The sequence below is a fragment of the Muricoccus pecuniae genome, assembly GCF_014199205.1.
GTDB lineage: Bacteria > Pseudomonadota > Alphaproteobacteria > Acetobacterales > Acetobacteraceae > Roseomonas > Roseomonas pecuniae.
The window spans coordinates 17,127-42,365 of sequence record NZ_JACIJD010000025.1; the positions used below are offsets into that span (position 1 = coordinate 17,127).

31 protein-coding genes are annotated in these 25,239 nt (G+C 68.9%); 19 read left to right on the forward strand and 12 right to left on the reverse strand.

Annotated features, from left to right (window positions below):
* Positions 1 to 82: 82 nt before the first annotated feature.
* The 6 genes from FHS87_RS19620 to FHS87_RS19645 all read left to right on the forward strand — a co-directional run bounded on the left by FHS87_RS19620 (position 83) and on the right by FHS87_RS19645 (position 5,520).
* Complete coding sequence (locus FHS87_RS19620) at positions 83 to 655, forward strand: hypothetical protein (protein WP_075822297.1); 573 nt, start codon at positions 83 to 85, stop codon at positions 653 to 655.
* Positions 656 to 859: 204 nt separating this feature from the next.
* Positions 860 to 1,135: a hypothetical protein gene (locus FHS87_RS19625; protein WP_075822298.1), complete on the forward strand. Its 276-nt coding sequence runs from the start codon at positions 860 to 862 to the stop codon at positions 1,133 to 1,135.
* An 88-nt stretch (positions 1,136 to 1,223) separates the two neighbouring features.
* A complete protein-coding gene (locus FHS87_RS19630; RefSeq protein ID WP_075822299.1) occupies positions 1,224 to 1,499 on the forward strand; it encodes a hypothetical protein in 276 nt (91 codons plus the stop codon).
* A gap of 181 nt (positions 1,500 to 1,680) precedes the next feature.
* A complete protein-coding gene (locus FHS87_RS19635; RefSeq protein ID WP_171979073.1) occupies positions 1,681 to 1,953 on the forward strand; it encodes a hypothetical protein in 273 nt (90 codons plus the stop codon).
* A 264-nt stretch (positions 1,954 to 2,217) separates the two neighbouring features.
* Positions 2,218 to 3,144, forward strand: coding sequence for a cation diffusion facilitator family transporter (locus tag FHS87_RS19640; protein WP_075822301.1), 927 nt, complete (start codon positions 2,218 to 2,220; stop codon positions 3,142 to 3,144).
* Positions 3,145 to 3,249: 105 nt separating this feature from the next.
* The gene (locus FHS87_RS19645; protein WP_246418549.1) at positions 3,250 to 5,520 is read left to right on the forward strand and encodes a heavy metal translocating P-type ATPase; all 2,271 of its coding nucleotides are present in this window, start codon (positions 3,250 to 3,252) and stop codon (positions 5,518 to 5,520) included.
* A gap of 119 nt (positions 5,521 to 5,639) precedes the next feature.
* Here FHS87_RS19645 and FHS87_RS19650 read toward each other — a convergent pair whose 3' ends face one another.
* The gene (locus FHS87_RS19650) at positions 5,640 to 6,050 is read right to left on the reverse strand and encodes a MerR family transcriptional regulator (protein ID WP_073140505.1); all 411 of its coding nucleotides are present in this window, start codon (positions 6,048 to 6,050) and stop codon (positions 5,640 to 5,642) included.
* Between the two features lie 93 nt (positions 6,051 to 6,143).
* Here FHS87_RS19650 and FHS87_RS19655 point away from each other — a divergent pair, with 93 nt between their 5' ends.
* From FHS87_RS19655 to FHS87_RS19720, 13 genes are all read left to right on the forward strand, one after another.
* The gene (locus FHS87_RS19655) at positions 6,144 to 6,392 is read left to right on the forward strand and encodes a heavy-metal-associated domain-containing protein (protein ID WP_083755472.1); all 249 of its coding nucleotides are present in this window, start codon (positions 6,144 to 6,146) and stop codon (positions 6,390 to 6,392) included.
* Between the two features lie 23 nt (positions 6,393 to 6,415).
* On the forward strand, positions 6,416 to 8,605 hold the full coding sequence (locus tag FHS87_RS19660; protein WP_073140522.1) for a heavy metal translocating P-type ATPase: 2,190 nt from the start codon (positions 6,416 to 6,418) through the stop codon (positions 8,603 to 8,605).
* A complete protein-coding gene (lspA, locus tag FHS87_RS19665; protein WP_073140507.1) occupies positions 8,598 to 9,116 on the forward strand; it encodes a signal peptidase II in 519 nt (172 codons plus the stop codon). Before FHS87_RS19660 ends, lspA begins: the two co-directional genes overlap by 8 nt.
* A gap of 13 nt (positions 9,117 to 9,129) precedes the next feature.
* The gene (locus FHS87_RS19670; protein ID WP_456306348.1) at positions 9,130 to 9,867 is read left to right on the forward strand and encodes a cytochrome c biogenesis CcdA family protein; all 738 of its coding nucleotides are present in this window, start codon (positions 9,130 to 9,132) and stop codon (positions 9,865 to 9,867) included.
* On the forward strand, positions 9,864 to 10,484 hold the full coding sequence (locus tag FHS87_RS19675; protein WP_073140510.1) for a cation diffusion facilitator family transporter: 621 nt from the start codon (positions 9,864 to 9,866) through the stop codon (positions 10,482 to 10,484). Before FHS87_RS19670 ends, FHS87_RS19675 begins: the two co-directional genes overlap by 4 nt.
* Entirely contained in the window at positions 10,477 to 11,472 is a 996-nt protein-coding gene (locus FHS87_RS19680; RefSeq protein ID WP_073140513.1) for a nitrilase-related carbon-nitrogen hydrolase, read from the forward strand. The genes FHS87_RS19675 and FHS87_RS19680 overlap by 8 nt, the downstream gene beginning before the upstream one ends.
* Before the next feature lie 137 nt (positions 11,473 to 11,609).
* Entirely contained in the window at positions 11,610 to 11,747 is a 138-nt protein-coding gene (locus tag FHS87_RS19690) for a hypothetical protein (RefSeq protein ID WP_171979074.1), read from the forward strand.
* Positions 11,744 to 12,406, forward strand: coding sequence for a hypothetical protein (locus FHS87_RS19695; RefSeq protein ID WP_184521081.1), 663 nt, complete (start codon positions 11,744 to 11,746; stop codon positions 12,404 to 12,406). The genes FHS87_RS19690 and FHS87_RS19695 overlap by 4 nt, the downstream gene beginning before the upstream one ends.
* 48 nt (positions 12,407 to 12,454) lie before the next feature.
* The gene (locus tag FHS87_RS19700; RefSeq protein WP_184521082.1) at positions 12,455 to 12,730 is read left to right on the forward strand and encodes a transposase; all 276 of its coding nucleotides are present in this window, start codon (positions 12,455 to 12,457) and stop codon (positions 12,728 to 12,730) included.
* Positions 12,731 to 12,837: 107 nt separating this feature from the next.
* Positions 12,838 to 13,257 carry an IS66-like element accessory protein TnpA gene (gene tnpA / locus FHS87_RS19705; RefSeq protein WP_184521083.1) on the forward strand — a complete coding sequence of 140 codons (420 nt, stop codon included), beginning with the start codon at positions 12,838 to 12,840 and terminating at the stop codon, positions 13,255 to 13,257.
* The gene (gene tnpB, locus FHS87_RS19710; protein ID WP_184521084.1) at positions 13,257 to 13,607 is read left to right on the forward strand and encodes an IS66 family insertion sequence element accessory protein TnpB; all 351 of its coding nucleotides are present in this window, start codon (positions 13,257 to 13,259) and stop codon (positions 13,605 to 13,607) included. The genes tnpA and tnpB overlap by 1 nt, the downstream gene beginning before the upstream one ends.
* A gap of 51 nt (positions 13,608 to 13,658) precedes the next feature.
* A complete protein-coding gene (gene tnpC / locus FHS87_RS19715) occupies positions 13,659 to 15,239 on the forward strand; it encodes an IS66 family transposase (protein ID WP_456306627.1) in 1,581 nt (526 codons plus the stop codon).
* The gene (locus FHS87_RS19720; protein WP_184521085.1) at positions 15,221 to 15,823 is read left to right on the forward strand and encodes a plasmid pRiA4b ORF-3 family protein; all 603 of its coding nucleotides are present in this window, start codon (positions 15,221 to 15,223) and stop codon (positions 15,821 to 15,823) included. Before tnpC ends, FHS87_RS19720 begins: the two co-directional genes overlap by 19 nt.
* Before the next feature lie 54 nt (positions 15,824 to 15,877).
* On the opposite strand, the gene FHS87_RS19725 is transcribed toward FHS87_RS19720, so the two are convergent.
* The 11 genes from FHS87_RS19725 to FHS87_RS19775 form a co-directional block, all read right to left on the reverse strand.
* Positions 15,878 to 16,165, reverse strand: a complete 288-nt coding sequence (locus tag FHS87_RS19725) for a hypothetical protein (protein ID WP_184521086.1) — start codon at positions 16,163 to 16,165, stop codon at positions 15,878 to 15,880.
* 96 nt (positions 16,166 to 16,261) lie between these two features.
* Positions 16,262 to 16,705: an NUDIX hydrolase gene (locus FHS87_RS19730; RefSeq protein WP_075822436.1), complete on the reverse strand. Its 444-nt coding sequence runs from the start codon at positions 16,703 to 16,705 to the stop codon at positions 16,262 to 16,264.
* A gap of 627 nt (positions 16,706 to 17,332) precedes the next feature.
* Positions 17,333 to 18,778 (reverse strand): calcium-binding protein, encoded by a 1,446-nt coding sequence (locus FHS87_RS19735; RefSeq protein ID WP_075822437.1) that lies wholly within the window; start codon positions 18,776 to 18,778, stop codon positions 17,333 to 17,335.
* Between the two features lie 530 nt (positions 18,779 to 19,308).
* Complete coding sequence (locus tag FHS87_RS19740) at positions 19,309 to 20,196, reverse strand: copper resistance D family protein (protein WP_075822438.1); 888 nt, start codon at positions 20,194 to 20,196, stop codon at positions 19,309 to 19,311.
* Positions 20,193 to 20,672 carry a copper resistance CopC family protein gene (locus tag FHS87_RS19745; RefSeq protein WP_312862055.1) on the reverse strand — a complete coding sequence of 160 codons (480 nt, stop codon included), beginning with the start codon at positions 20,670 to 20,672 and terminating at the stop codon, positions 20,193 to 20,195. The genes FHS87_RS19740 and FHS87_RS19745 overlap by 4 nt, the downstream gene beginning before the upstream one ends.
* 37 nt (positions 20,673 to 20,709) lie before the next feature.
* The gene (locus FHS87_RS19750) at positions 20,710 to 20,913 is read right to left on the reverse strand and encodes a heavy-metal-associated domain-containing protein (protein ID WP_075822440.1); all 204 of its coding nucleotides are present in this window, start codon (positions 20,911 to 20,913) and stop codon (positions 20,710 to 20,712) included.
* A 178-nt stretch (positions 20,914 to 21,091) separates the two neighbouring features.
* The gene (locus FHS87_RS19755; RefSeq protein ID WP_075822441.1) at positions 21,092 to 21,601 is read right to left on the reverse strand and encodes a DUF305 domain-containing protein; all 510 of its coding nucleotides are present in this window, start codon (positions 21,599 to 21,601) and stop codon (positions 21,092 to 21,094) included.
* Between the two features lie 134 nt (positions 21,602 to 21,735).
* The gene (locus tag FHS87_RS19760) at positions 21,736 to 22,104 is read right to left on the reverse strand and encodes a DUF305 domain-containing protein (RefSeq protein WP_075822442.1); all 369 of its coding nucleotides are present in this window, start codon (positions 22,102 to 22,104) and stop codon (positions 21,736 to 21,738) included.
* A 148-nt stretch (positions 22,105 to 22,252) separates the two neighbouring features.
* Positions 22,253 to 23,620 (reverse strand): sensor histidine kinase, encoded by a 1,368-nt coding sequence (locus FHS87_RS19765; RefSeq protein ID WP_184521087.1) that lies wholly within the window; start codon positions 23,618 to 23,620, stop codon positions 22,253 to 22,255.
* Complete coding sequence (locus FHS87_RS19770; RefSeq protein ID WP_184521092.1) at positions 23,608 to 24,342, reverse strand: response regulator; 735 nt, start codon at positions 24,340 to 24,342, stop codon at positions 23,608 to 23,610. Before FHS87_RS19770 ends, FHS87_RS19765 begins: the two co-directional genes overlap by 13 nt.
* A 117-nt stretch (positions 24,343 to 24,459) precedes the next feature.
* Complete coding sequence (locus FHS87_RS19775) at positions 24,460 to 25,233, reverse strand: copper resistance protein B (protein ID WP_075822445.1); 774 nt, start codon at positions 25,231 to 25,233, stop codon at positions 24,460 to 24,462.
* Positions 25,234 to 25,239: the final 6 nt, after the last annotated feature.

Sequence of the window (25,239 nt, forward strand, 5' to 3'; positions counted from 1 at the left end):
ACAGGTGGGCTCGTCTTCCACCCACACCAGCGATGTTGGTCCCGCATCCGAGCCAGGGGGCCACAAGGGGGATCGACGCCACATGAGCGGAGAAAGGTCGAGCAGGTGGCGCATCGCGGCGGTCCTCCTGTCGTGCGTGCCCGCGCTGCTGGCGCCCGGTGGGAAGGCGGCAGCCGACACCGCATGGACCCGGCGCGCGGGCGCCTGGAGCGTGTCCCTCTACCTCGGGGAGCGCGGCGATGCCTGGTGCGGATGGACCACCATGTGGACGGACGCCACCGGCGGGCTGGGGCGCAGCCTCTCCCTCCAGATGCGGGGCGCCGAGGCCATCCTCTTCCTGTTCCTGGAGGGGGCTGGAACGAATGCCCTGAGCCCCAGGAGCGAGCTGGCGCTAAGCATCGACGGGCTCCGCGAGGTCGCCCTGGCCGACCTCGTGCGGTCGCTGCCAAATGGCTTCCTGATGGCGCGCGGCGTTCTCGCGGCCGATGCCGGGGAACGAGTGCGCCTTGTCGCCCGGCTCGCGGCGGCATCCTCCATCGAGTTGACCATGCCCGGCGGCGGAACCTGGCCCATCCCGGCGACGGGCCTGGCGCAGACCGCACCGGCCCTCGGCAGGTGCCTCGCCGAGATGGAAGCCCCTGGGCCGCCACGTTGACGCCGATGTAGGCCGGAAGGCGCAGGGTTCTCCGGCATTCGGGATTTACAAGCCGGAAACACGTCGGAAAAGAAAAGTAATCATCAAGACAAGAATTCAAATACACAAATAAAAACATTAGGATCCGCTGAAAAATCGGGCCTCTGGCGTTATCTTCTCGGCAGGGCGGAAAGAAGCCGTCAGCACCCACACGGAGAAGAGAAGATGTTCCGCAGCAAGAAGATGAAGGCGACGGGAACCCTGGCTCTCGCGGCCGCTATGTTCGCGCCGTTCGTCGCCACGACTGCCTCGGCCGAGGGATACTACCCGCAGCGAGTCTTCCAGACGCAGGTCATGTCGCGCAGCGACGTCCAGCCCCACACCCACGAGGACCACTACCGGCCGCGGCCGCAGGATCTCCCCTACGCAGGCATGCAGGGGGCGAAGCAGACCTTCCTCGAGCAGAGCGGCGCGACCGGCGGCGGCGGCCAGGGTCAGTGAGGCATCCCGGCGCGGCGGCCGGACGACCGCCGCACCACCGGGCCTCATCCAGCCCCTTGGACGCACGCGCTCAGCAGGAGACACCCCAATGAGGAACCACGCCCTCGCCCTTGCCCTCGGACTGGTGGCGCTGCCCGCGCTGGCCCAGTCCCCGGTGACGCAGGGTTCCGGGCCGCCCCAGGTCATGGTCCCGACCGCACCGCATCCCGGCCACCCGGCCGCCATGGTCCCGGACCAGGGGGCAGGCGTGCCGGGAGCCGCGGCCTCCCCGGCTGCCCCGCACGGCCCCGACCACAGCGGCGAAGGTCCGCCGAGCCCGCAGGCTGGCGTACCAGGCATCCAGGATCCCTCGCAGCAGAATTAGCGGCCGAGGCGCTGGACTCAGCGAGAGCCGGGCGCCGCGGGCATTTACAAAACTAAATATTCGAGCGGGGAACGGCGTCTCGGGATCCGGAGTTTACCGCGAACCGAGGCGTCGCACTGTGGAAGCCATGGATGCCAGGCGGTGACGGCGGGCTCGGGGCCAGTCAGGAAGGAGCGCGAGGATGCCGCAGGAACAGCCGGGCCCGCACCACGATCATCCCGGGCACAAGCCGGGCGACCTCGACCAGCACGGCCATCGCGACCAGGCGACGAAGGAGGTTCCCGGTCAGCACCATGACCATCCGGGGCACACGCCGGGCGATCTCGACCCGGAGGGCCACCGCGACAGGAGCGTCACGGAGACGCCCGGTCCCCACCACGACCACCCGGGCCACAAGCCCGGCGACCTGGACGAGCACGGACACCGCGACAAGAGCGCGCCGCCGCTGCCGTGAACGACAGGCGGGGCCATAGGGCGGCCCCGCCCCGCCGCCCGTCTACGCGGCCCTCAGTCCTGCCAGGAGCAGGCGCACGGGATGGGCGACTAGGTTCCCGATCTGGTCGCCCTCGTGCCCTGCCGACATAGTGCGCGGGGCGCGCCGGTCATGCCGACGCCCTCCGCGTCATCGGCGACAAGTTTTTCCTTGATGCTCCAGTGACTGGAGATTGTACCCACCCTTGCGGCGGCCCCGAGGCGGTGGGCCGACGTGGAGGTGCGAATGGGACAGGATCACGACCATGGGGTGGGCAACGCCAACTCCGCCGCGCTGACGAAGGCGCTCGCCCTGACCGGCACCTTCCTGCTGGCCGAGGTCGCGGGCGCCTACGTCTTCAACAGTCTCGCGCTCCTGTCCGACGCGGCCCACATGCTGACCGACGCGCTGGCCCTGGCCGTGGCGCTCGTCGCCATCCGCATCGGCCGCCGTCCCGCGGACAGGCGCCGGACCTGGGGCTACCACCGCTTCGAGATCCTCGCGGCCGCCTTCAACGCCTCCCTGCTGTTCCTGGTGGCGATCTACATCCTCTACGAGGCGTACCAGCGCTTCCGCGAGCCCGCCGAGGTCGGCACCGTCGGCATGCTGGCCGTCGCCGCCTTCGGCCTGCTGGTGAACTGGATCTCCATGCGCCTGCTCGCGGGCGGCAGCGAGAGCAGCCTCAACGTGAAGGGCGCCTACCTGGAGGTCTGGAGCGACTTCCTGGGTTCGATCGCTGTCATCGTCGGCGCGGCGGTCATCTGGGCGACCGGCTGGACCTGGGTGGACCCGGTGCTCGGCATCGGCATCGCCCTATGGGTTCTTCCACGCACCTGGACCCTCCTGTCCGAGGCCATCGACGTGCTGCTGGAGAGCGTGCCTCGCGGCATCGATCTGGATGCCGTCGAGACCGCGATGCGGGACACGCCGGGGGTGCGAGACATCCACGATCTGCACGTCTGGTCCCTGACCAGCGGCAAGGTGGCCCTATCGGCCCACGTGGTGGTCGAGCCCTCCCTGGCCCGGGAGGACCGCCTGGAGGATGCCCTGGGCACCATGCTGGCCGGGCGGTTCGGCATCACCCACGCGACAGTCCAGGCCGAGCTGGCGGGCGCCCACGGGGGCACCACGACGGACAACTGGGGCGCCGCGGAAGCAGGGCACCGCCACTGACGGGTGACCCTGGCGGGCGTTTCCCCAGGGCGGCCCGCAAATTCTCTCTTGAACCTCCAGCCACTGGAGGTCCCATCTCAGAAGCCGTCAGCAGGAGGTCGCTAGATGGACGGCACACGGAACGGCAGCCAGGGGCAGTCCGTGTCCTGGCGCGTGGAGGGCATGGACTGCGCCTCCTGCGTGGCGAAGGTGGAGAAGGCGGTCACCCGCCTTCCAGGCGTCAAGGACGTCTCGGTGAACCTCATCGCGGAGCGTCTGACGGTCCGGCTGGAGCCAGGCGCGTCCGACGCCACCACCATCGAGCAGTCGCTGGCAGGTCTCGGCTACACGGCTCGGTCGCTCCCGGCGAACGATGTCGTGGCTCCTGCTGACGGTCACGCCCATGCCGCGGAGGAGCGTGACCATGCCGGGCATGACCAAGCGGACCACGATCACGGCGAACATGGCCACGGCGATACCTTCGGCCATTCACATGCCGACCACGAGAATCCGGCCGATGCCACGAAGCCCTGGTACGCCACGGGCAAGGCACGCCTGGTCTGGCTGCTCGGCGCCTTGGTCCTCGGCGCCTATGCCCTGTCGCTGGTTCTTCCCGCCCGGCTGACTTACCCGCTCTTCCTGGCCGCGACCCTCGTGGCCCTGGTTCCGTTCGGCCGCCGCGCCTTCGCCCTGGCCCGGGCCGGGACACCCTTCTCCATCGAGACCCTGATGGTGACCGCTGCGGCGGGCGCCGCCGTCATTGGGGCAGCCGAGGAGGCTGCCGTGGTCGTCCTGCTGTTCGCTCTGGGTGAGCTGCTGGAGAATGTGGCGGCCGGGCGGGCGCGGGCGGGCATCAAGGCCCTGGCCAACCTCATGCCTCGGACGGCGCGGCGCCTGCGGGCGGACGGCTCCACCGAGGAGGTGCCTTCCGACCAGCTCTCCGTCGGCGACCTCGTCCTGGTCCGCCCCGGCGACCGCGTGCCCTGCGATGGCACCATTGAGGAAGGCCGGTCCGCGCTCGACGAGAGCCCCGTCACCGGGGAGAGCATCCCCGTGTCCCGCGGCCCCGGCGAGGCGGTCGTGGCGGGCTCCATCAACGCCGACGGCGCCCTGCGGGTGCGCGTGACCCGAGCCGCTACCGACAACACCATCGCCCGCATCATCCGCATGGTGGAGGAGGCCACCGCCTCCCGTGCACCGACGCAGCGCTTCATCGAGCGCTTCTCCACCTGGTGGACGCCGGGCGCGATGCTCGTCTCAGCATTGGTCATCCTCGTCCCGCCCTTCCTGCTGGGCTGGGACTGGTGGACCAGCGTCTACCGCGGGCTGGCCGTCCTCCTGATCGCCTGCCCCTGCGCCCTGGTCATCTCGGTGCCAGCCGCCATGGCCTCCGGCCTGTCCGCCGGTGCCCGGCGCGGCCTGCTTATCAAGGGAGGTGCCGCCCTGGAGGAGATCGGCGCGGCGAAGACCGTGGCCTTCGACAAGACCGGCACGCTGACCGAGGGTCATCCCAAGGTGACGGACATCCTGCCCGCGCAGGGAACCTCCGAGTCCGACCTGCTGACCTTGGCGGCCGGGGTCGAGCAGGGGTCCTCGCACCCCCTGGCCAAGGCCGTCGTGGCCGCGGCGGAAGCGCGGGGCGTCGCGACGCCGCCCGTTTCCGACCAGGCTGCTGTGCCCGGGAAGGGGGTCACCGCCACGGTCGACGGCCGCAAGGTCAGCGTCGGCAGCCCGCGCCACGCCGCGGAGGCGGGCGCCCAACTCGGCGGACTGGCCGAGGCGGTCACCCGCTTGGAGAACGAGGGCAAGACGGCCGTCGTGATCCTGGCGGACGGCACCGTCGCGGGCGTCCTGGCGCTCCGTGACGAGCCTCGGGGCGACGCGGCCGAGGGCATCGCCGCCCTTTCGCGGATCGGCATCCGCTCCGTGATGCTGACGGGCGACAACGCCCGGACCGGGGCGGCCATCGCCAAGGGGCTGGGCCTGGACGTGAAGGCCGAGCTGCTGCCGGACGACAAGCTCCGCGAGATTGGAGCCCTCCGGTCGTCCGGCTCCGTGGCCATGGTGGGTGACGGCATCAACGACGCCCCGGCGCTGGCGGCAGCCTCGGTGGGCGTCGCCATGGGCGGCGGCACTGACGTGGCCCTGGAAACAGCGGATGCAGCGGTCCTGAAGGATCGCGTGACCGGCGTCTCCGAACTCGTCAGCCTGTCGCGGTCCACCATGGCCAACGTGAAAGCGAACGTCGCCATCGCCGTCGGGCTCAAGGCGGTCTTCCTCGTGACGACTCTGATGGGCGTGACCGGGCTGTGGCCCGCCATCATCGCGGACACCGGCGCCACGGTGCTGGTGACGCTGAATGCCCTGCGCCTCCTCGCCTGGAAGCCCTCGGCATGAGGGACGTCAGCATGTCTGCGCCGGGAAGGGATGCCTCGACGCTGCTGGCCTTCAGCCTGCCCGGAGCGATCTGTTGGCCCGCCTGATCATTCATCGAGAACAACGCGCATCCAACACGTCTACTTCGGCGGGGCAAGCGCCTCGATGATGCGGCACTCCGCCACGTTGCCGTGACGGCACTGCCCGATGAGGGAGGCCAGTTCCCGCTGCAGCGCCTGCAGGTCGGCGATCTTCCGGTCCACCTCGTCCAGGTGCTCGCGGGCGATGACGTCCACCGCGTCGCAGGAGCGCTCGCGGTCCTCGGCCAAGTCAAGCAGGGCGCGGATCTGTTCCAGCGAGAAGCCAAGGTCCCGGGCGCGCCGAATGAAGCTCAGGCGGCCGAGGTGCGGCTCGCCGTAGGTTCGATAGTTCCCCGCGCTGCGGGCGGGCACCGGGAGCAGGCCGACCCGCTCGTACCAGCGAATGGTCTCCACCTTCGTTCCGGTCACCCTAGCAAGGGCGCCGATGTTCAGGGGCTTTTCCACAACCATTCCCTTGACCCTGTAGTGGCTACAGGGTCCATGTAGGGAGCCTTCTGTCCGCGCGCCAACCGGCGGGCACATTCCTGGAAGGGAAGGCAAACGATGGCCAACAGCGAAACCACGGCGCCCGGGACGCGGGTGGACCTGCGCTACCGGGTCGACGGCATGGATTGCTCCAGCTGCGCTTTGAAGATCGAGGACGCGGTGGAGCACCTTGGCGGCACCGAGGACATCCAGGTCAACTACAAGACCGAGACCCTGGAGTTTCGGCTGGATGAGGCGACCACGCCGCGCTCGGCCGTCGAGGATATGATCCGCAAGCTCGGCTACGGCGTCGCGCCTCTGGCGTGACTGGCAAGGACTGGGTGGCGGCGATGGCTGACGGCGGAACGGCTCAACTGGCCCCTGGGTCCAGGTCGGCCCTGCGATACCACGTGGAGGGCATGGACTGCCCGTCCTGCGCCTCGAAAATCGAAACGGCGGTTGGCCGCTTCGGCGGGGCCGAAGACATCCGGGTCAACTACCACAGCCAGGTTCTGGCCTTCCGGCTGGACGAGGCGGCCACGCCGCGCTCGGCCGTCGAGGAGCAGATCCGCAAGCTTGGCTACGGCGTCGCCCCCGTCGAGGCGCCGCGGGTGGTCGCGGGCGAGCCTGGCGCCGCCGCCGACCTGGCGCTCGTTCGCCCACGCCAGCCATGGTGGAAGGGGAAAAAGGCGCGGCTCGCCGCGGCAATCGGCGCCCTTATGGTGGCCGGGTTTGCCGTCTCGCTCGCTGTCCCGGCCCTGGACCACTGGGTCTACCTGCCCGCCGCCCTGCTCGGCCTTGTCTACTTCGGCCGCAAGGCAATCGCCGCGGCACGCGCCGGGTCGCCCTTCAGCATCGAGATGCTGATGTCGATCGCGACCGTCGGCGCCATCGCCATCGGCGCGACCTCTGAGGCGGCCGTGGTGGTGTTCCTTTTCACCATTGGCGAGCTGCTCGAGAACGTCGCGGCCGGGCGTGCTCGCGCGGGCATCGAGGCGCTCGGCGCCCTGGTGCCGAGGACCGCGCTGCGCATCGAGGATGGCACGGCACGGGAGGTGCCCGCCGCCAGCCTCAAGGTCGGTGACCTCGTCCTGATCCGCCCGGGAGACCGCGTCTCGGCCGACGGCGAGGTAGCCGAGGGTGAGTCCGAGGTGGACGAGAGCCCGGTGACCGGCGAGTCCGTCCCTGTCCCTAAGGCCGAGGGCGCCTCCGTCTTCGCGGGCAGCATTAACGCCTCCAGCGCGCTGCAGGTCCGCGTGACCCGGCCTGCCTCGGACAACACCATCGCCCGCATCATCCGCTTGGTGGAGGAGGCGCAGGACGCCAAGGCGCCCACCGCCCGCTTCATCGAGCGGTTCTCGGCTGTCTACACGCCGATCGCGGTTGCCGTAGCGGCCTTGGTCGCCGTCGCGCCGCCGCTTGTCGTCGGCGCAGACTGGGACACCTGGATTTACCGGGGCCTGGCACTGCTGCTGGTCGCCTGCCCCTGCGCCCTCGTCCTCTCGACGCCCGCGGCCATCGCCTCCGGCCTCGCCGTCGGCACCCGGCGGGGTCTGCTGGTGAAGGGCGGCGGCGCCCTGGAGACCATCGGCCGGATCCGCGCCGTCGCCTTCGACAAGACCGGCACCCTGACCGAAGGGCGCCCGCGCGTGACCGACCTCCTCGCCCTCTCCGGCCCGGAGCGTACCATGCTCGGCCTCGCCGCCGCGGTGGAGAACGGCTCCAGCCACCCGCTCGGCCGCGCCATCCTGGAGCGGGCGGACGCCGATGGCATCCCACTGCGCCCCGCCAAGGATTCGCGGGCCATCCCGGGCAAGGCCGTTGAGGCGGTCGTGACCGGCAAGCGCGTGGCCGTCGGCTCGCCCTCTCATGCCGCCGGGCAGGCGCCGCTCCCGGCCGACGCGGCGCGGACGGTCGCCGAGTGGGAGAACCAAGGAAAGACGGTAGTCGTCGTCTCCGTGGACGGCACCCATACCGGCCTGATCGCGGTGCGCGACGAGCCCCGGCCGGACGCGGCCGCAGGCATCCGGGCGCTCGGCGCCCTCGGCGTCGAGGCCGTCATGCTGACCGGCGACAACATCCGCACGGGTCAGGCCATCGCCGGGGCGCTCGGCCTCAAGGTGAAAGCGGGGCTGCTGCCGGAGGACAAGCTGCGGGAGATCGGCGCCCTCAAGGAAAAGGCGCCCGTGGCCATGGTCGGTGACGGCATCAACGACGCACCCGCGCTCGCAGCCGCCTCAGTCGGCATTGCCATGGGCGGCGGGACCGACGTGGCCCTGGAGACGGCCGACGCGGCGCTGCTGAACAGCCGCGTCGTGGATGTGGCCGCCCTGGTCGGGCTGTCGCGCGCGACGCTCTCCAATATCCACCAGAACGTGGCCATCGCCCTCGGCCTGAAGGCGGTCTTCCTGGTGACGACGGTGGTCGGCATCACCGGCCTCTGGCCCGCCGTGCTGGCCGACACCGGCGCGACGGTGCTGGTAACCCTCAACGCCCTGCGCCTGCTCGGATACCGCTTCAAGAGCGTGGCGCATGGCTGAGGTCCTGCCTAGCGCGCGCCTCGCCTGGACCTGGGGCGCGGCGGCGGCCGCGCTGGCCTTCGCGCTGGACCAAGCGACGAAGTGGTGGGTGCTGGCCCATCTCATGGATCCGCCCCGCGTCATCCCCATCACCCCGTTCTTCAACCTGGTGCTGGGATGGAACCGGGGCGTCAGCTTCGGTCTGCTGTCGGCGGACCACCCCGCGACGCCCTGGCTCCTGTCCTCCCTCGCGCTCGCCGTCGTCGTGGGCCTCGTCGTCTGGACGACGCGCGACCGGCGGCCGGGGATGGCGGCCTCGGTCGGGTTCATCGTCGGAGGCGCCCTGGGCAACGTCGTCGACCGGCTGCGGCACGGTGCCGTGACGGACTTCCTGGACTTCCACGTGGCTGGCTACCACTGGCCCGCCTTCAACCTCGCCGACACCGCGATCTTCGTCGGCGTCGCGCTCCTGCTCCTCGTCGGCGGGAGGCGCGACCCGGCGGGCGCGCCGACCTCCGCGGCGCGACCCTGAGGGCGGGACCGCCGTGAACCCGCTCCTCCAGATGTCCGGCCTCCTGACAGCCTTCCTGGCCGGGATGGTCTCGTTCCTCTCGCCCTGCGTGCTGCCGCTGGTGCCCGGCTACGTCTCCTACGTCGCCGGTCGCTCGGTCGCCGCCGAACGCGCGGCGCCCGGTCGCCTCGCCACGGTCGGCCTCGGCCTCTGCTTCGTTCTGGGCTTCGCGACCGTCTTCGTGGCGATGGGCGCGGGCGCCTCGGCGCTGAGCCAAGCCCTGCTGCGCTACCGCTACGAGGCCGGGATCGTGGGCGGCGTGGTGGTCATCCTGTTCGGCCTCATGACCGCGGGCGTCCTGCGGCTGATGCCGCTGCAACGCGACCTCCGCTTCATGCCGACCCTCAGCGGCGGCACGCCGCTCTCCGCCTATGTGCTCGGGCTGGCTTTCGCCTTTGGCTGGACGCCCTGCATCGGGCCGGTGCTCGGCGCCATCCTGGCGCTGACCGCCACCAGCGAGATCAGCCACCTCGGCATCGTGCTCCTGGCCACCTACGCGGCCGGGCTGGGCGTGCCTTTCCTGCTGGTGGCCGCCTTCGCCGACGCCTTCCTGCGCGGCCCGTTCCGCAGCCTACGGCGCCTCGGCCGTGTTCTTCAGATCGTGGCGGGTGGCGTCATGGTGGTGATGGGGGCGGCCATGATCACGGGCCACCTGACCGACTTCGCCATCCTGATGCTCGAGCTCTTCCCGGGGCTCGGACGCATAGGATGAGCGACGACGACGATCTGCCCCGGGACCTTGGCCACATCACGCCCGCCTACCGCCGGGCGCTCTGGATCGTCGTGGGACTCAACGTCGGCTACGGCCTCGTGGAGATGGTCGGCGGCTTCGTCTCCGGCAGCCAGGCGTTGAAGGCGGACGCTCTCGACTTCCTTGGCGACGGCCTGATCAGCTTCCTCGGCCTGCTGGCCATCGGCTGGAGCCTCGCTTGGCGCGCCCGGTCCGCCCTCATCCAGGGACTGTTCCTCGCAGCGCTCGGCTTGGGCGTGCTCGCCACCACTGGCTACCGGGTGCTGGTGCTGAACCAGCCCGAGGCCGAACTGATGGGCCTCTTCGGCGCCGTCGCACTGGTGGTCAACGTCGCCTCCGCGGCGGTGCTCATCCCGCACCGGGAGGGTGACGCCAATGTCCGGGCTGTCTGGCTATTCAGCCGCAATGACGCCATCGGCAACCTCGCCGTGGTGGTCGCGGCGGGTCTCGTCTGGTGGACCGGAACTGCATGGCCGGATCTCGCCGTGGCCGTCGTCATCGCCGGGCTTTTCCTGCAATCGGCATGGTCGATCGTCCGCGATGCCAGGACGGATCTGCGTGAGGCAACCAATGACTGAGAACGTTCAGCCAGAGCTGCCTCCGGGGCAGAGCACCGGGCCATCCGGACCGGACGCCCAGGTAAGGGTCGCCGCCTGCACGACTCCTGTTCGCATTGCCGACCCGGAGGTGAATGCGGACACCCTGCTGACGACCGCGCGTGCCTGCGACGCACGATTGGTGTCCCTGGTCGCCTTCCCGGAGCTGGCGTTGACCGGTTACTCCATTGACGACCTCTTCCTTCAGGACGTTGTGCTGGACGCTGCGGAGGCCGCCCTGAGGCGTATTGTGGAGGCTTCCGTCCATATCCAGCCCGTCATGGTGGTGGGAGCACCACTGCGCCACGCGGGGCGCGTCTACAACACAGCAGTGGTGGTCCATGGCGGGCGGGTGGCCGGGGTGGTCCCGAAGGTTCACCTGCCAAACTACCGCGAGTTCTACGAGCGCCGTTACTTCGCGTCCGGGCAAGGGACGGAAGGCAGCATGATCCGCCTGGGTGAGCAGCACGTGCCATTCGGCCCCGACCTCATCTTCGTGGCCGAGGACCGCCCAGGGCTCGTGTTCCACGCTGAGATTTGCGAGGATATGTGGGTGCCGATACAGCCGAGCGCCATCGCGGCGCTGGCTGGTGCGACTGTTCTGGTGAACCTGTCGGCCAGCAACATCACAGTCGGGAAAGCCGACACCCGGCGAATGCTGTGCCAAGCTCAGTCGGCGCGATGCACGGCGGCCTATCTGTACACGGCGTCTGGCGAGGGTGAATCGACGACCGACCTCGCGTGGGATGGTCAGACCTCGATCTATGAGAACGGGGTCCTTCTCGCAGAGACCTCCCGGTTCAAGCCCGGAGCCCGGATAGCTGTCGCGGATATCAACGTCAGCCTCTTGGCCCGTGCCCGCGGCTGTTCAGGCATCTTCGCGCAGTGTCGGGCGAACCACGAAGCCCAGGTGGTCCGCTTCCGCCATGTTCCACTGCACTCCGGGGCCGACACAGGTTTCAACTGGTAGCCAACGGCCGCGTGCCCCCCCGAAGCCGAGGTCGTCTCCGGCCGCAAGCGAAAGGTCTACACCCTGACGGACAAGGGCCGGGACGCTTTCAAGGTCGGCCTGAAAGCCTGGATGGACGCCACAGCAACCTTGACCAGATGAGCTCCTGCGGCACCGTCAGGGTCGCGCAGTTCGCCTCCGGCCTGCTGATGTGGGTGCTCATCGCCACCGGCGAGATCACCGCGCTCGTGGACTGGATGCTAGTGGCCTTCCCATGGCTCGCGAGGATCGGATGAGCGGCGGCGCCCTCCGGACGCGCGCGGGCCGCCCGATCCCGAGCGCCGTCGCCTCCACCTCGCCGTCCCGAGGCGGCACGGGCGACGAGCCCGAGGCCGCGGGGGGGCGGAGAGGGACCGCGCCGGGCCGAGGGGAAGGGTTCGCGCCACCGGACGCGGTCGCCCGCCTCTTCACCTGGCTTGCCGGACTGCCGCCGCGTCGGGCTCTCGCCGCGGCGCTCGCCCTCGGGCTGCTCTCGGCCCTCGCCCTGCCCCCGCTTCATGCGGTGCTGGTGCTGCTGCTCGCCGTACCGGGGCTGCTCGCGCTGCTCGGCGCCGCGACGTCGTGGCGACGGGCGGGCAGGCTCGGCCTGGCCTGGGGCTTCGGCCACAGCCTCGGGGGCCTGTACTGGGTTACGGAGGCGCTGCTCACAGACCCGGCGCGCTGGTGGTGGCTCGTGCCGCTCGCCGCGCCGGCGCTCGCCGCCGTGATGGCTCTCTACGCGGTGCCACCCGCGCTCGCCGCATGGTTCCTGCCTCCGGGCTGGCGCCGCCTGGCGGGCTTCGCCGGGGCCTGGACCTTCGCTGAGATGCTGCGCAGCGTGCTGTTCACCGGCTTCCCGTGGAATCCCCGTACCCATCCGGCGGGTACCGCCTTCCCTGACCCGCGCGTCCGCTGATCTTACGGGTGTTCGTAAGAGTGTCGGTAAGAGTAGGCGGGGAGTGGGATGGAGATCATCAGCGGGGTGGAGCGGCGCCGACGCTGGCGCATCGAGGACAAGCTCCGGATCCTCGCCGAGATCGACGGGGGCGCCACGCTGACGGATGTCGCGCGGCGGTACGACGTCAGCCGGGGCCTGCTCTGGCAGTGGCGGGACGCCCAGCGGCGGGGGCGGCTCACGGCGGAGAGGACAACCTTCGTCCCGGTTCGCCTGGTTCCCGAGCTTGCGGCGCCCGAGCCTGTGGAGGGCGTTGCAGATCTGCCCGCCGTGCCCTGTCCGTAAGCGTCTTTCCTCGACTGCCTTGTGACGCTTGACGGGGGTGGGCTGACCTACGCGCCTGAGGGCGGGCCATCTGTCGGTAACCGCCCTTACGCGTAGGGGTAAGGACATTGTCGGACGGATCGCGTGGCGAGGTGATCAGCGTGGTGCAGCGGCGTCGTCGCTGGACGACGGAGCAGAAGCTGGCGCTGATCGAGGAGACGATGTGTCCCGGCACGTCGCTGGCTGGGGTGGCCGACCGGCACGGGGTGAGCCGAAGCCTCTTGTTTGAGTGGCGGCGGCAGGCGCGCGAGGGCACGATGCCGGGGCTGGTCCCGCCGGAGGCGGAGAGATCTCCTTCACTGGTGCCAGTGCACTTGGTGGACGGGTCACCGCCTGAGGCGACATCTCCGGCATTCACCCATCCCGAGCAGCCTGTCCGCGACACCGCCGGGGTGGAGGTGGTTCTGCGGAACAGCCGGATATTGCGGGTTTCAGAGGCGATCCGGCCGGAGGTGCTGAGGCGGCTCGCCGCGGCGTTGGAGGCCTGATGCTCGCACTGCCCGCGGGAGCGCGCGTCCACCTGGCGCTCGGCACGACGGACATGCGCAAGGGCTTCGACGGGCTTGCCGCGCAGGTGCAGACGGTGCTGAAGGAGGACCCGTTCTCGGGGCACCTGTTCCTGTTTCGGGGGCGCCGGGGTGACATGGTTAAGGCGTTGTGGTGGGACGGTCAGGGATTGGTTCTGCTGTCCAAGAGGCTGGAGAAGGGCCGGTTCATTTGGCCGACGATCGCGCGTGAAGGCGCTGTGACGCTGACGACGGCACAGCTCGCGATGCTCTTGGAAGGCCTGGACTGGCGCGCGCCGGTGCGGAGTTGGAGGCCTGAGATCGTGGTCTAGAGCGGCGGATTCGGCTTGCTCCGACGCGGCAGTATCGGGGACGATTCGCGTGTGCCAAGCCAGATCGACAGCACGCTCCCAAAGGACCCGGCCGCCCTGCTGGTCGTGATCGCGGCTCTGCAGGGCGAGCTTGCCGAGGAGCGTGCGGCCCGGCGAGCGGCGGAGCTGGGCCTACAGGCCAAGGCGATCGAGGCCGAGGGACTGCGGATGCAGATTGCCAGGCTGCGGCATGAGCGGTTCGGGCGCTCCTCGGAGCGCCTGGCAGGCGAGGTGGAGCAGCTCGAGTTGCGCCTCGACGAGGTGCTGGCGGACATCGCGGCCGCGGATGGCTCGGCGGCTGATGGCACAGATTCCGGGACGGCACCGGTGGGGGACAAAGCCCCGCGCCGCGGCCGCCGTCCATTGCCCGAGGATCTGCCGCGGCGGGATGTCGAGCACCTACCTGTCCATGGCTGCGCCTGCCGGGCCTGTGGTGGCGCGCTGCGCAAGGTGGGGGAGGACGTCACCGAAATCCTGGAGTATCGCCCCGGCCGGTTCGAGGTGGTCCGCCACGTCCGCCCGGCATTCTCCTGCCGGATCTGCGAGACGATGACGCAGGCCCTCATGCCCTCGCTGCCTATCGAGCGTGGCAGGCCTGGTCCGGGCTTGCTGGCCCATGTGCTGGTCTCGAAGTACTGCGACCACCTGCCCCTCTACCGGCAGACGGAGATCTACGCCCGGGATGGCCTGGACCTCCCGCGCGGGCTGCTGGCGGGATGGGTCGGCAGGTCGGCCGAGCTGGCAAGGCCGGTCGCCGAGTTCATCGGCCGCCACGCCTTGGCCGGGGCACGGGTGCACGCCGACGACACGCCGATGCCGATGCTCTCGCCCGGCAGGGGCAGCACCCAGACGGCCCGGTTCTGGGCCTATCTGCGGGACGACCGGCCATTCGGCGGCCCTGACCCGCCCGCGGTGTTCTACGAGTTCACGCCGGACCGGAAGGGTGAACACCCGCAGCGGCGCCTGCGTGACTTCCAAGGCATCTTGCAGGCTGACGCCTATCCCGGGTTCAACAGCCTCTACGAAGGCGGCCGGGTGCTTGAAGCGGCCTGCTGGACGCATGCGCGACGCAAGTTCCACGACGTGCTGCTGACCACGCAAAGCCCGCTCGCGCGGGAGGCGATCGAGCGCATGGCCGGGCTGTTCGCGATCGAGGCGGAGATCCTTGGCCAGCCTCCGGACGCGCGCCTTGCGGCCCGGCAGGCCAGATCGGCGCCGCTCATGACTGACCTGCGGGCATGGCTGGATGCGACTCTGCGCCGCATCTCCGGCAAGTCGGACCTGGCCAAGGCCATCCGCTACACGCTGACCCAGTGGACGGCCCTCACCCTGGTCCTGCGCGACGGCCGTGCCTGTCTCAGCAACAACGCCGCCGAGCGGCGCATGCGCCCGCTGGCCCTCGGACGGAAGAACTACCTGTTCGCCGGTTCGATGGAGGGCGGTAGGCGCGCTGCCATCATCTACACCCTGGTCGGCACCGCCGAACTGAACGGCTGGGATCCGCAGGCCTACATCCGTACCCTGCTCGAGCGCCTCGCCGGGCACCCGATCAACCGTCTCGGTGAACTGATGCCATGGCACCTGCGGCCCTGACCGCCACAGCCGTCCGGCTGCGCATCACGCTGAAGGGCTCCAAGCCCGCGATCTGGCGCGAGGTGCTCGTCCCCACCAGCATGACCATGCAGACTCTGCACCAGACGATCCAGGCCGCCATGGGCTGGTGGGACGCGCACCTGTTCGAGTTCGATGTCGGCGACGAGAGGATCGGCATGCCCGATCCGGACTGGGACGCGGCCGGGGTGACACCTGCCCGAAGGGTCAAGCTCGCCTCGCTTCTGCGGCGTGGCGTGCACCGGTTTACCTACCTCTACGACTTCGGCGACCACTGGGAGCATCTCATCGAGATCAAGCGCGAGATCCCGCTCCTCCCCGGTGAGGAGGTCCCGATCCTCCTCGCGGGCGAGCGCCGCTGTCCACCCGAGGACGTCGGCAGCCTGAGCGGGTTCGAGGACTTCCTCGACGCCATGGCCGACCCAAGCCATCCCGAGCACGAAGCTACCACCACCTGGTACGGCGGCCCGTTCGATCCCACCGATATGGATGAGCCCCGCATCAGCGGGAACCTGGCCGCAATCGCGCGCCGCCGTCAGCGAGGCAAGCCGACACGACGACTCTGAACCCCTCGTCGGCCGCCTCCGCCAAGGAGCCACACCGCAGTCTCCAGTGCACGCTTACCGGCCGTGGTCGGCGTGCACGGCCTCTCCCTGCTGACGCTCCTGCTCGCGGGACTCCCGGTCCTCCCCGACCGCCGCCGGGCCTGGCTCGCGGGCGGGGCCGCGGCCCTGGCCCTCGCCGCCTTCGGCGCGTGGCGCCTCTCCGGCCCGGAGCCGCCGGGGCCGCCGGTACGGCTCGTGCTGGTGCAGGCCGGCGTGGCGCAGGAGGAGAAGTGGCGCGAGGACCGGCGCGCGGCACATGTTCAGGGGAGGCCAGATCGGCGGCTTCGCGCCCAACCCGGCCATTCGCGTGGTCTTATCGCCTTCCGGGAAGCGGAAATCGCCCACTCCGAGCGACACATAGCCGCATGGGATGGAAGGCGGTCATAGACAGGGTGCATCTCATCCCTGAGATGGCAGCATTGCCAGGATGTTCTCCGGGAAAATCTTGTCGGTCGTTCGAGCGAGATCATCCCTCGACCACCATCGGTGGTCGGCCATCACCTTGACCTCTGCTTCGGTCCATCCTTCGCGTGACAAGGCGGAGCCATCATGCCGTATCAGGAAGAAGCGCTCTTCAGCCATCACCTCTTCGCCGCTTGGGAGGCGAAGGACAAACTCCCGTCGGCTAACATCGCGGTCAAGATCGACATTCCGGATGCCTGTTTCCTCGAACAGCTCGCGGATGGCGGCTTCTTCAAATGTCTCGTCATCTTCGAGGCCACCGCCAGGTGTGGCCCAGTAGCTCAACCCAGCAAGAGCATCTCCCTTGTGAACGAAGCGGAACAGGAGAACTGCACCATCAGGGTTCAGGATGAGTAAGCGGGAGGATGGGCGGCGACGCATTGTTCTACATTACCGCAGCTACGGCCGTTCGTCCTGCCGGGGAAATGTAGGTCCGCTCAGGGTCGAAAGCGGCCGAGGATCGCCCGCCCCTGGATGGCCGCTTCGCCATGTACTCCGCCCGGAAGCGGAATTGCCGCTTTCGGCCAGACCACGCCGTAGCAGACGAGCTCCAGCGGGCCGCTTCGATGTCCGCCCACGAGGGTGCAGTGGACGCTCGGGCGGGAGACATGACGACCCCGTCAGCCCTGACTAGCGGGAGGTGTGCCGGCCAGAGGATCATGCCCGCCGCCCGGACGCGCGTCGGGCACAGCCGGGGAGGGCGCGGCCCCGCCCCGTTCCGCGGCGCCCATCCGAAAACCCAGCCAGTTCGGGCCAACCTGCCCCTCTGGCCGGGAACCAACGCACGATAAGCCTAGTTTCGGCGACGTTCTGACCGACGCCGAGATCCGCACGGTGCTGGCGTTTATTAAGAGCACTTGGCCGGAACGGGAGCACGCTTTGCAGGGACGCCAGACTCGTCCTGGAGGAGAGAACTCCAGGTGATTGGGTGCGGAATCCGGCGGGCTTCCCTGGTGCCCCGGTCGCGGGCCCTGCGCCACGCACTGCGGCGCAGGGCCGCTAAGCGAACTAGGCCAACAGGTAGTCCTGCTGCACATCAGTGGTCGTGGTTCCGTCCCGGAAGAGGTACAACGAGCCCTCATCCGTAATGGCGGGATCGTTCACAAAAGCTCCGCTTGTACCTGCATCTGCATTGAACATGAAGTCGTCCTGAGCCATCTCGCTCTTCGTAAGGCCTTCGAGCAACAGAGACCCGGTTCCCTGATCCGTGGTCCAGCTGACCAGCACTCCACCAGTCGTGTCGGCCATCGTGACCTCATCGGGCGTGATGTCACGGAAGGCGATGTGGTCGAAAGCGCCGGGGCCTGCATCAAAGCCACCTGTGACCACGTCGTTGCCGCTGTCGGGAGACACGATGAAGGCGTCGGCACCGTCCCCGCCGTTCAGGACATCGTCGCCGCCCCCGCCCTCGAGCATGTCGTGACCGGCACCGGCGTACAGGGTGTCCTTCCCGTCCTCGCCCATGAGGTTGTCGGCCTGGTCACCTCCGAAGAGCTGATCGTCCCCGGCGCCGCCTACTAGGTGGTCCTGGCCCATGCCGCCGTCCAGAGTGTCGTTTCCGGCATCACCGGTGAGGTTGTCGTCCTCGGCTGCCCCTGACAGCCGGTCATCTCCCCCGAGACCGAAGTAGAAGTCGCGCGCGTCCGTGCCCGCAAGGGCCTCCGCCTGCGCAGCGCCGATCTGCACATTGAACTCGTCGAAGTGGATGGTGGTGGCGGGCGTCGTGCTGTCGGTGATGTCCGGCGCGGAAAGGTTGAAGCCCTCATCCTTCGCGAAGCTGACGGCGGATACGTGGTCCGCGTCGGCACTGGTGGGCTGGAGAAGATAGCGGTCATCCGCAAACATAAAATCGTCCTGGGCGAGATCCGCCTTCTCGATACCCGCCAGCAGCACCGAGCCCTCTCCATCCGCCCAGCTAATCTTCACACCAGCAGCCGTGTCCTGGAACGTCAGCTCCTCCGGCGTGATCTCGCGGAACGCGATGTGATCGAGGATGCCAGGCCCAGCCTGGAAGTCGACGACAATGTCGTGGCCGCTGGTAGGGTCGACGATGAACGCATCGCCGCCCAGCCCACCGGAGAGCACGTCGTTTCCAGCGCCGCCCTCGAGGTCGCCGTGGCCCACCCCTTCGCTGAGGTAGTCTCGCCCGTCCGCTCCCCGAAGCCCGTCGGCGGCGTCGCCACCAATCAGGAGGTCGTTGCCTTTGCCTCCATCTATATGATCCATACCCGCACCGCCGACGAGGACATCGCTTCCGCGACCGCCGAGCAGGTCATCGTTCTGAGCATTGCCGAGGAGGATGTCCGCGTTGGCTCGGCCAAACTGAACGTCCATGGCGTCTGACCCGGAGAAAAAGTCGAAGTGCGCCTGTCCAATGCGCAAGTCATAGTCACCGAACGCTCTCTGGAAATCGCGGCCACTGCTCAGCCCAAAGTGCTGCGGATTATGTGCCATAGCGTTTTCCTTGCACGATGAGGAATGTACCGGCCGGGCAGGGTAGGCAGTTCCAAGCCCCCGCAGTGACCGGCCAATGAGAACGGCTCAGTCGAACAGCGGATCACCGTGCAACAAAATGATGTAGTGTCTACCTGTGGACTGAGCGGACAGGGAACTGCGCGAACTTCGTTTAAGCCGCCGCCAGATTCACATAGGACAACGCTGTAAACCGCCAACGGCTGGCGCTGCCATGTACTGGAGTGGAACCCCGGGGCTGCACATGGAAATTGGCGTAAGCGATCACGTCGGCAGACCTACCAACCGACGCAAGCTCGGACGCGCCCTCCGGGTCTGAATTTGCTGCCACCAAACTCCGGTGCGGATACCCGCATGGCGCTGATGGCACGTCGCCCGGAAGAGCAATAGTAGCCGCTTTACCTTCCCCGACGCAGCGTGCTGCCAGTGAGTGGGGCCGGATTCCGCGGTGCCGCGCCTTCACCACGTCCAGGGCCTGGACCGGGAGGGAATAGGCGCGGCACCGCTGGAAGCTATCCCTCGCCCTGGGGGCTGGTGGACGTCATCTCGGCCACGGCCCAGAACACCAAGACCATGACCGCGATCTCCCACCCGATGGAGACAGCAAGACGCCTTCCCGCTCCGGGAGTGCCGGCCGCAAGGGCAGGCGTCAGCCGGAAGCGGTGCCATGCCGCGAAGCCGAGCAGGACGCCCACCAGCGCCAGCTTGGTCATCAAAGCCCAGCCATACGCCGTGGTTAGCAGGGTCTCGAGGCTGCCCACGAGAAGCCACGCCAGCAGCGCCCCGGCGAGAACCAGGCCACCCACGAGCCAAGTGGCGGCCCTAGCCCAGCCCTCGACCAGCCGTGCCGCCTCCGGACCGCCCCGCTTAGAGGCCAGAGCGAGCGGCCAGAGGCTGCCGGACCAGAAGGAGACCGCAACGAGGTGCGTCACCAGGGCTGCCGCGAGGAGCCACCGTGGCTGGTGCTGCGTCGTATGGCCGACGGCTGTGAAGCTGGCTGCAATCGTCAGGATACCTGCGGCGCCGACGACGAGGCTCGGCTGCCCCATCCAGGTAGCAACCGCCACCGCGAGCAAGCCCGTCCAGGCGATCAGGACGGAGATCCCCGGACGGGAGGTGACCATCATGTCCCAGACCTCAGCGTCGAACGGATCCCCGTCCGACGCCAAGGCAACCTGCGTTGCCAGCCAGAGTAGGCTGGACGCCAAGCCCAGTGCCACCATGGTCCGGGTCAGGCGACGGCACGAAGCGGCGTCCTGGGGCGTCTGTAGGCGGCTGAAGCCGATGGCAAAGACGCCCAGCCCAGCGGCCCCGAAGCAGGTGACGTAGAAGGCGATGCGCCACGCCGCCGAGAGCGCCCGGTAAAAGTCCGGCTCCGGCCCGAGCAGCTCCAAGATCACCGCGAAGATGTCACGGCAAAGCGCACTGCGCCGCTCATGACATGGCCGTCGCCGCCCATGGCCCGCCATTCGATCCGGTAGGCTCCCGGCGGGAGCGACGAGGGAACGGTCGCGGTCGCGTGGCTCGCCGCCTCCCGCCCGCCCTCACGGCGGATCTGCCGCTCCTTCCCGGCCTCGTCGAGCAGGCGCAGCGACGTCACGCGGCACTCCTCGGTGAACATCAGGTGCAGCGCGCGCGGAGACGAGTTGAGGGTTGCGCCGTCGCCTGGATCGGAGGAGTGCAGCATCGCATGCGCGGACGCAGCACCGGGAGCCATCAGGACGGCAAAGGCCGCAGCGAGCGCGCCGTTCCGAAGGAAGGCAAATCGTGAAAGCATGGTCTCTCCTGTAGAGGCGATTCCGCGACTGGGATGACGGCGGAAGCCTTGCAGGATGATTAGGCGGGACACCGCAGTGCGGCAGCGGCAATCGCGCACCAATTTATTTCCGCTGCAGGCCGACGCCCGCCTACAGTCAACCAGCCATTCCGGCGGCTTTCCAGCCTGCCGTGTACAGGGCGCTTCGAAGCGCCTCGCCGCCAAGGCGGCCGCCGTTGATGGAAATCGACTTGTCTTCGAGCCGGACCTCGACCTGTGCTGAAGGGTCGGCTTGCTTCACCACGGCAGTCACGCCCTTGGCGCAGCCTTCGCAGTGCATGTTCTCGACGATGAAGCGCATGGGTATTCCCCTTTCCACGACAGTCGCCGGGAGGTGGGGCTTCCCATTGTGGCAAGGTCAAGGGGAGAGACCTGCGCGCTTAGATTCCGGGCAAGCGTCCACGCTCCGGCTTCCGCTACGGGGCGGCCTAGGCAAGAGGGGGAGGGCGTCCGGAGGAGCGGAAGCGCCCGTTCCGACGTTACCGTCCTGTTATAGCCGCGCTTGCCACCCGCGGCTCCAGGTCCGGCGCCCCTGGAGCGGTCGGATTGCGTTCAAGGTCGGCGATCAGCTGCTTCATCTCCCCAATCTCGCGGACCTGCGCCTCGATGATCTGGTCTGCCAAGCGTCGCACGCGCGGGTCGCGGATATGGGCGCGCTCGCTAGTCATGATGGCGATGGAGTGGTGCGGGATCATGGCCTTCATGTAATCCACATCACCGACCGTCGCCTGACTGCGAACCAGGAAGAGTGACGCGGCGAACACGACCGCCCCACCTGCGACAATGGCCAGGTTCGCGCGCTTGCTGTGATACATCTTCAGCATGAACAGCATCATGATGACGGCCATCGCCCCGCCCATCATGAGGGCCATCCACGTCCGCGTCTGGCTGTAGAACACATGCTCAAATGCGTAGGTGTTCAGGTACATAAGCCCGAACATGACGACCGTGGACACCAGGATCATCGCGCCGAAGCGGAGGTAGCTCATCTCTATTTCCTTGGAGGTGCGACCGCGGCGTGCGCGGGCCGGTTAGCCCAGGCATGGCGTCCGGCCAGTCAGCGACAACCGCCCAGAGCCGCAGACCGTGGGCCGTGGGCCGTGGGCCGTGGGCCGCGAAAGTCCTAGCGGGCCGGGTGCCGTGACATCCAGGTCCTCAGTTCGGCGATGTCCTGCTGCTGCTTCTGGATCATCTCCTGAGCCTTACGCTTCATCTCGGGATCACGCCCGTGCTCGACTTCGACCCGTGCCATGTCGATGGCGGCCTGGTGATGCCGCGCCATCATGCTGGCGAAGTCATGGTCGGCGTTGCCGGTCATAGGCTGGGCCGCCATGTCGCGGTTCATGGCCTCCATGGCAGCATGGTACCCCGCCGAGGCCCCCTGGTGACCGGCTTGCTGGCCCGCGGCGCTCTGGGCCGACGCGGCGCCAGCCCATAGGAGCGCTGCCGCGGCCGCCGCAGTGGCCTGAATAGCGTGACCTCTTGTCAACATCGGGCTCGTCCTTCCTCGCTGTTTATGCGGCGCAGTTTAGCGATTCAGGGAGAACTTCCTGCCACGGGGTACCGCGACACGTGCCCCGGAACCGGCGCCGATCCGCCTGGCCCTAACGCCGTGCAGCGGCTGTCCGGCGGGCGCCGGATTACATCGTTTTATTACTTGGCTGGCCGTCGTCGGCGCCCTGCGGCCAGCGAGGAAGGGTCAGGGTGACCACGGTCCCACGCCCGAGCGCACTCTCGACGGCAAGATGCCCTCCGTGGGCTTCGACGATGGCCTGGGCGGTCGAGAGGCCCAGGCCGCTGCCGCCGCCCGCGGTACGGGCGCGGTCCCCCCGGAAGAACGGCTCAGTCACCCTGGGGAGGTCTTCGGGCGGTATGCCGGGTCCGCGGTCGCCCACCCGCACCAACACTGCGTCGGGGAGCGCTTCGACTTCGATCCATGGATCGCGCCCGTGCCGAACGGCGTTCGCGACCAGATTCGTCACTGCCCGCTTGATGGCGACCCGGCGCCCCGGGGCAACGGCGTCGTCAATGCGCCCTTCCTCGACCGGCGTCCCCGCATCGGCAAACTCGTCGGCCACGGTGCGGACGAGCGCCGCGATCGACAGCGGCAGGACGGCTTCACCGCCGTGCCCGCCTCGGAGGTAGGCGAGGACGTCGGAGACCATCGTCTCCATCTCGGCCAGATCGCGTCGTATCGGCTGCTGAACCTCCTCCGGCAGATCCTCGGCCCGGAGACGCAGCCGGGCGATCGGCGACATCAGGTCGTGAGAGAGCGCGCCGAGCGCCAGGGTCCGCTGGCGGAAAGCGTCACGGGTCCGCATGGACATGTCGGTCAGCGCCTCCGCGAGTTGGCGGACCTCGCGCGGGCCGGAAGCAGAGAGGACTGGCGGCTCGCCCTCGGGGTCGAGGCGGGAAACGGCCTTCGCCAGCGCCGAGACCGGCGCCGAGACAGAACGGGCCGCGAAGCCGACAGCCAGGAGAAGGGCTAAGCCGACGGTAGCCGCGTAGGAGTGCAGCACGCCCTGATCGGCCGACAGCACGCTGAAGGTGGCGAGCTCCACCTCCAGCCAGGAGCCGTCCTGCAGGCGGGCCACCGCTCCGATGCCGACGAGCCGATCCGACGCGGCCTCGTAGCGTCCGGGGCGCACGCGCACCTCGGTCGCCACGCCGCTCAGGGCAGCGGTCCGGGCCGCGACGGTCGGCCACTCCTCGGGGGAAGGATGCTCGAGGGTGGGAGCCGCGTCACGCCGCCAATGGACCTCCAGGTCCACCCGCGACAGGGCATGGGCGATCCGGTCCCTCTCGCCCTCCGGCGCCGCTGCCACGGCATCCAGGATCGTCGCCAGCCGCTGGGCCAGCAGCTCCTCGGTTCCGCGTTCCACCGCATGGCGGAGCAGCACGTCGTGGATGCCGACCATGGCGGCGAACAGGATCGCGAAGCCGATCGTCAGGGCCGCCAGGGTCCGTGCAGCCAGCGACTGCGGGAGGAACCGCTTCAACCCGACCACTCCACGGGGCTCGAGAGCAGGTAGCCCACGCCGCGGACGGTCTTGATGAGCCCTGGCTCGCCGTCCTCGTGGGGCCGGGATCCGAGCTTGGCACGCAACCGGCTGATCTGGACGTCCATCGAGCGGTCCAGCCCGCCGTAGGGCCGGTTCCGGGCGATGTCCAGGAGCTGGTCCCGCGTCAGGATTCGCTGCGGCCGCTCGACGAAGGCCAACAGGAGATCATACTCCCCGCTGGTCAGCTCGACCGCGACGCCGTCCGGCCTCAGCAGCTCGCGCCGCCGGGTGTCCAGGGACCACCCGGCGAAGTGCGCCACCTCACGGCTCTTGCCGCTCGCGTTGTCCTCCGGGCCCTCGGCCCGACGGAGGACGGCACGGATGCGGGCGACGAGCTCCCGGGGGTCGGCTGGCTTCACGACGAAGTCGTCCGCCCCGAGCTCCAGCCCGACGACGCGGTCCGATGCCTCGGCCAGGGCGGTCAGGATGATGACCGGGATCCGTCCCTCGGCACGGAGATCCCGGCAGAGCTCGAACCCCGACTTACCCGGCAGCATGATGTCGAGCAGCACGAGGTCCACCTGGGCCGATGCCAAGAGGCGTCGCATCTCGATGCCGTCGCGGGCGCCGCTGGCGCGGAACCCGCTGCGGCGCAGAAGGGTGAGCAGGAGCTTGCGCAGTTCCCCATCGTCCTCGACGACGAGAACGTGTCGCCCCTCTCCCGACATAGGTGGAAGGTTGGGGGCGGGCACTCCGCGGGAACCGTCGCTTCCAGGACGCTCGGTCAACGCGGCCCTCCGACGGAACCTTCGTCCTCGCAGCAAGCATTCATTCGACGGGCCCGTTCAGAAGAACAGACGAATGCCGGTGACGAATTCAATACCCTCGGCCTTCCCCCCCTCAGCGCGAGCGTACTTGGCGGCCTCGCCGAAGCGCCTTGTATAGTTCACGCCGACATAGGGCGCGACCTCGCGGGTGAACTCGTACCTGAGGCGGAAACCTGCCTCTATGTCATTGAACCCGCTGTTAATGCCGAGTTCCGGCACGCGCTGGGCAGCGACGTTCACCTCCAGGTTCGGCTGCAGCACAAGCCGCTGGGTGACGTAGACGTCGTAAGAGAGCTCAAGCCGCGCCGAGAGGTCGCCCCTCTCGCTCACGAAGCCCTGGAGGTCCACCTCGAACAGGCCCGGGGCCAAGCCCTGAATGCCGATAACGCCGTAGGTGCGGTCCGGCCGCGGACGCGGGTCGTAGCGGACACCCGCCTGGAAGTCCCAGAAGTACCCGATGAGGCGGGAGTAGAGCAGCTGAATCTCGGCATTCTCGGCGCGGCGCCCGCGCTCAAGCTCGCCCTGCGTCTTGATCCAGACCTTGTCGTAGTCGGTGCCGTACCAAGCCTGACCGTCCCAGCGCGCAATATTCGGTGCGCCGTTGAGGCCGACGCCCCATTCGAGCTTCTCGAAAAGGACGGCGCCGAAGTAGACCTCGTGGGACGAGGCGCCGTGCGCGCCCGGATCGTGTACCGCGTTCTGGGAGGCGGCCTGCTGGGCCGACGCCCCGCCGGCCAGGGTGAAGCCGAGCAGGGTCGTGAGAAGGGCGGCCGCCTTGGTCGTAAGTCGCATCGGGTG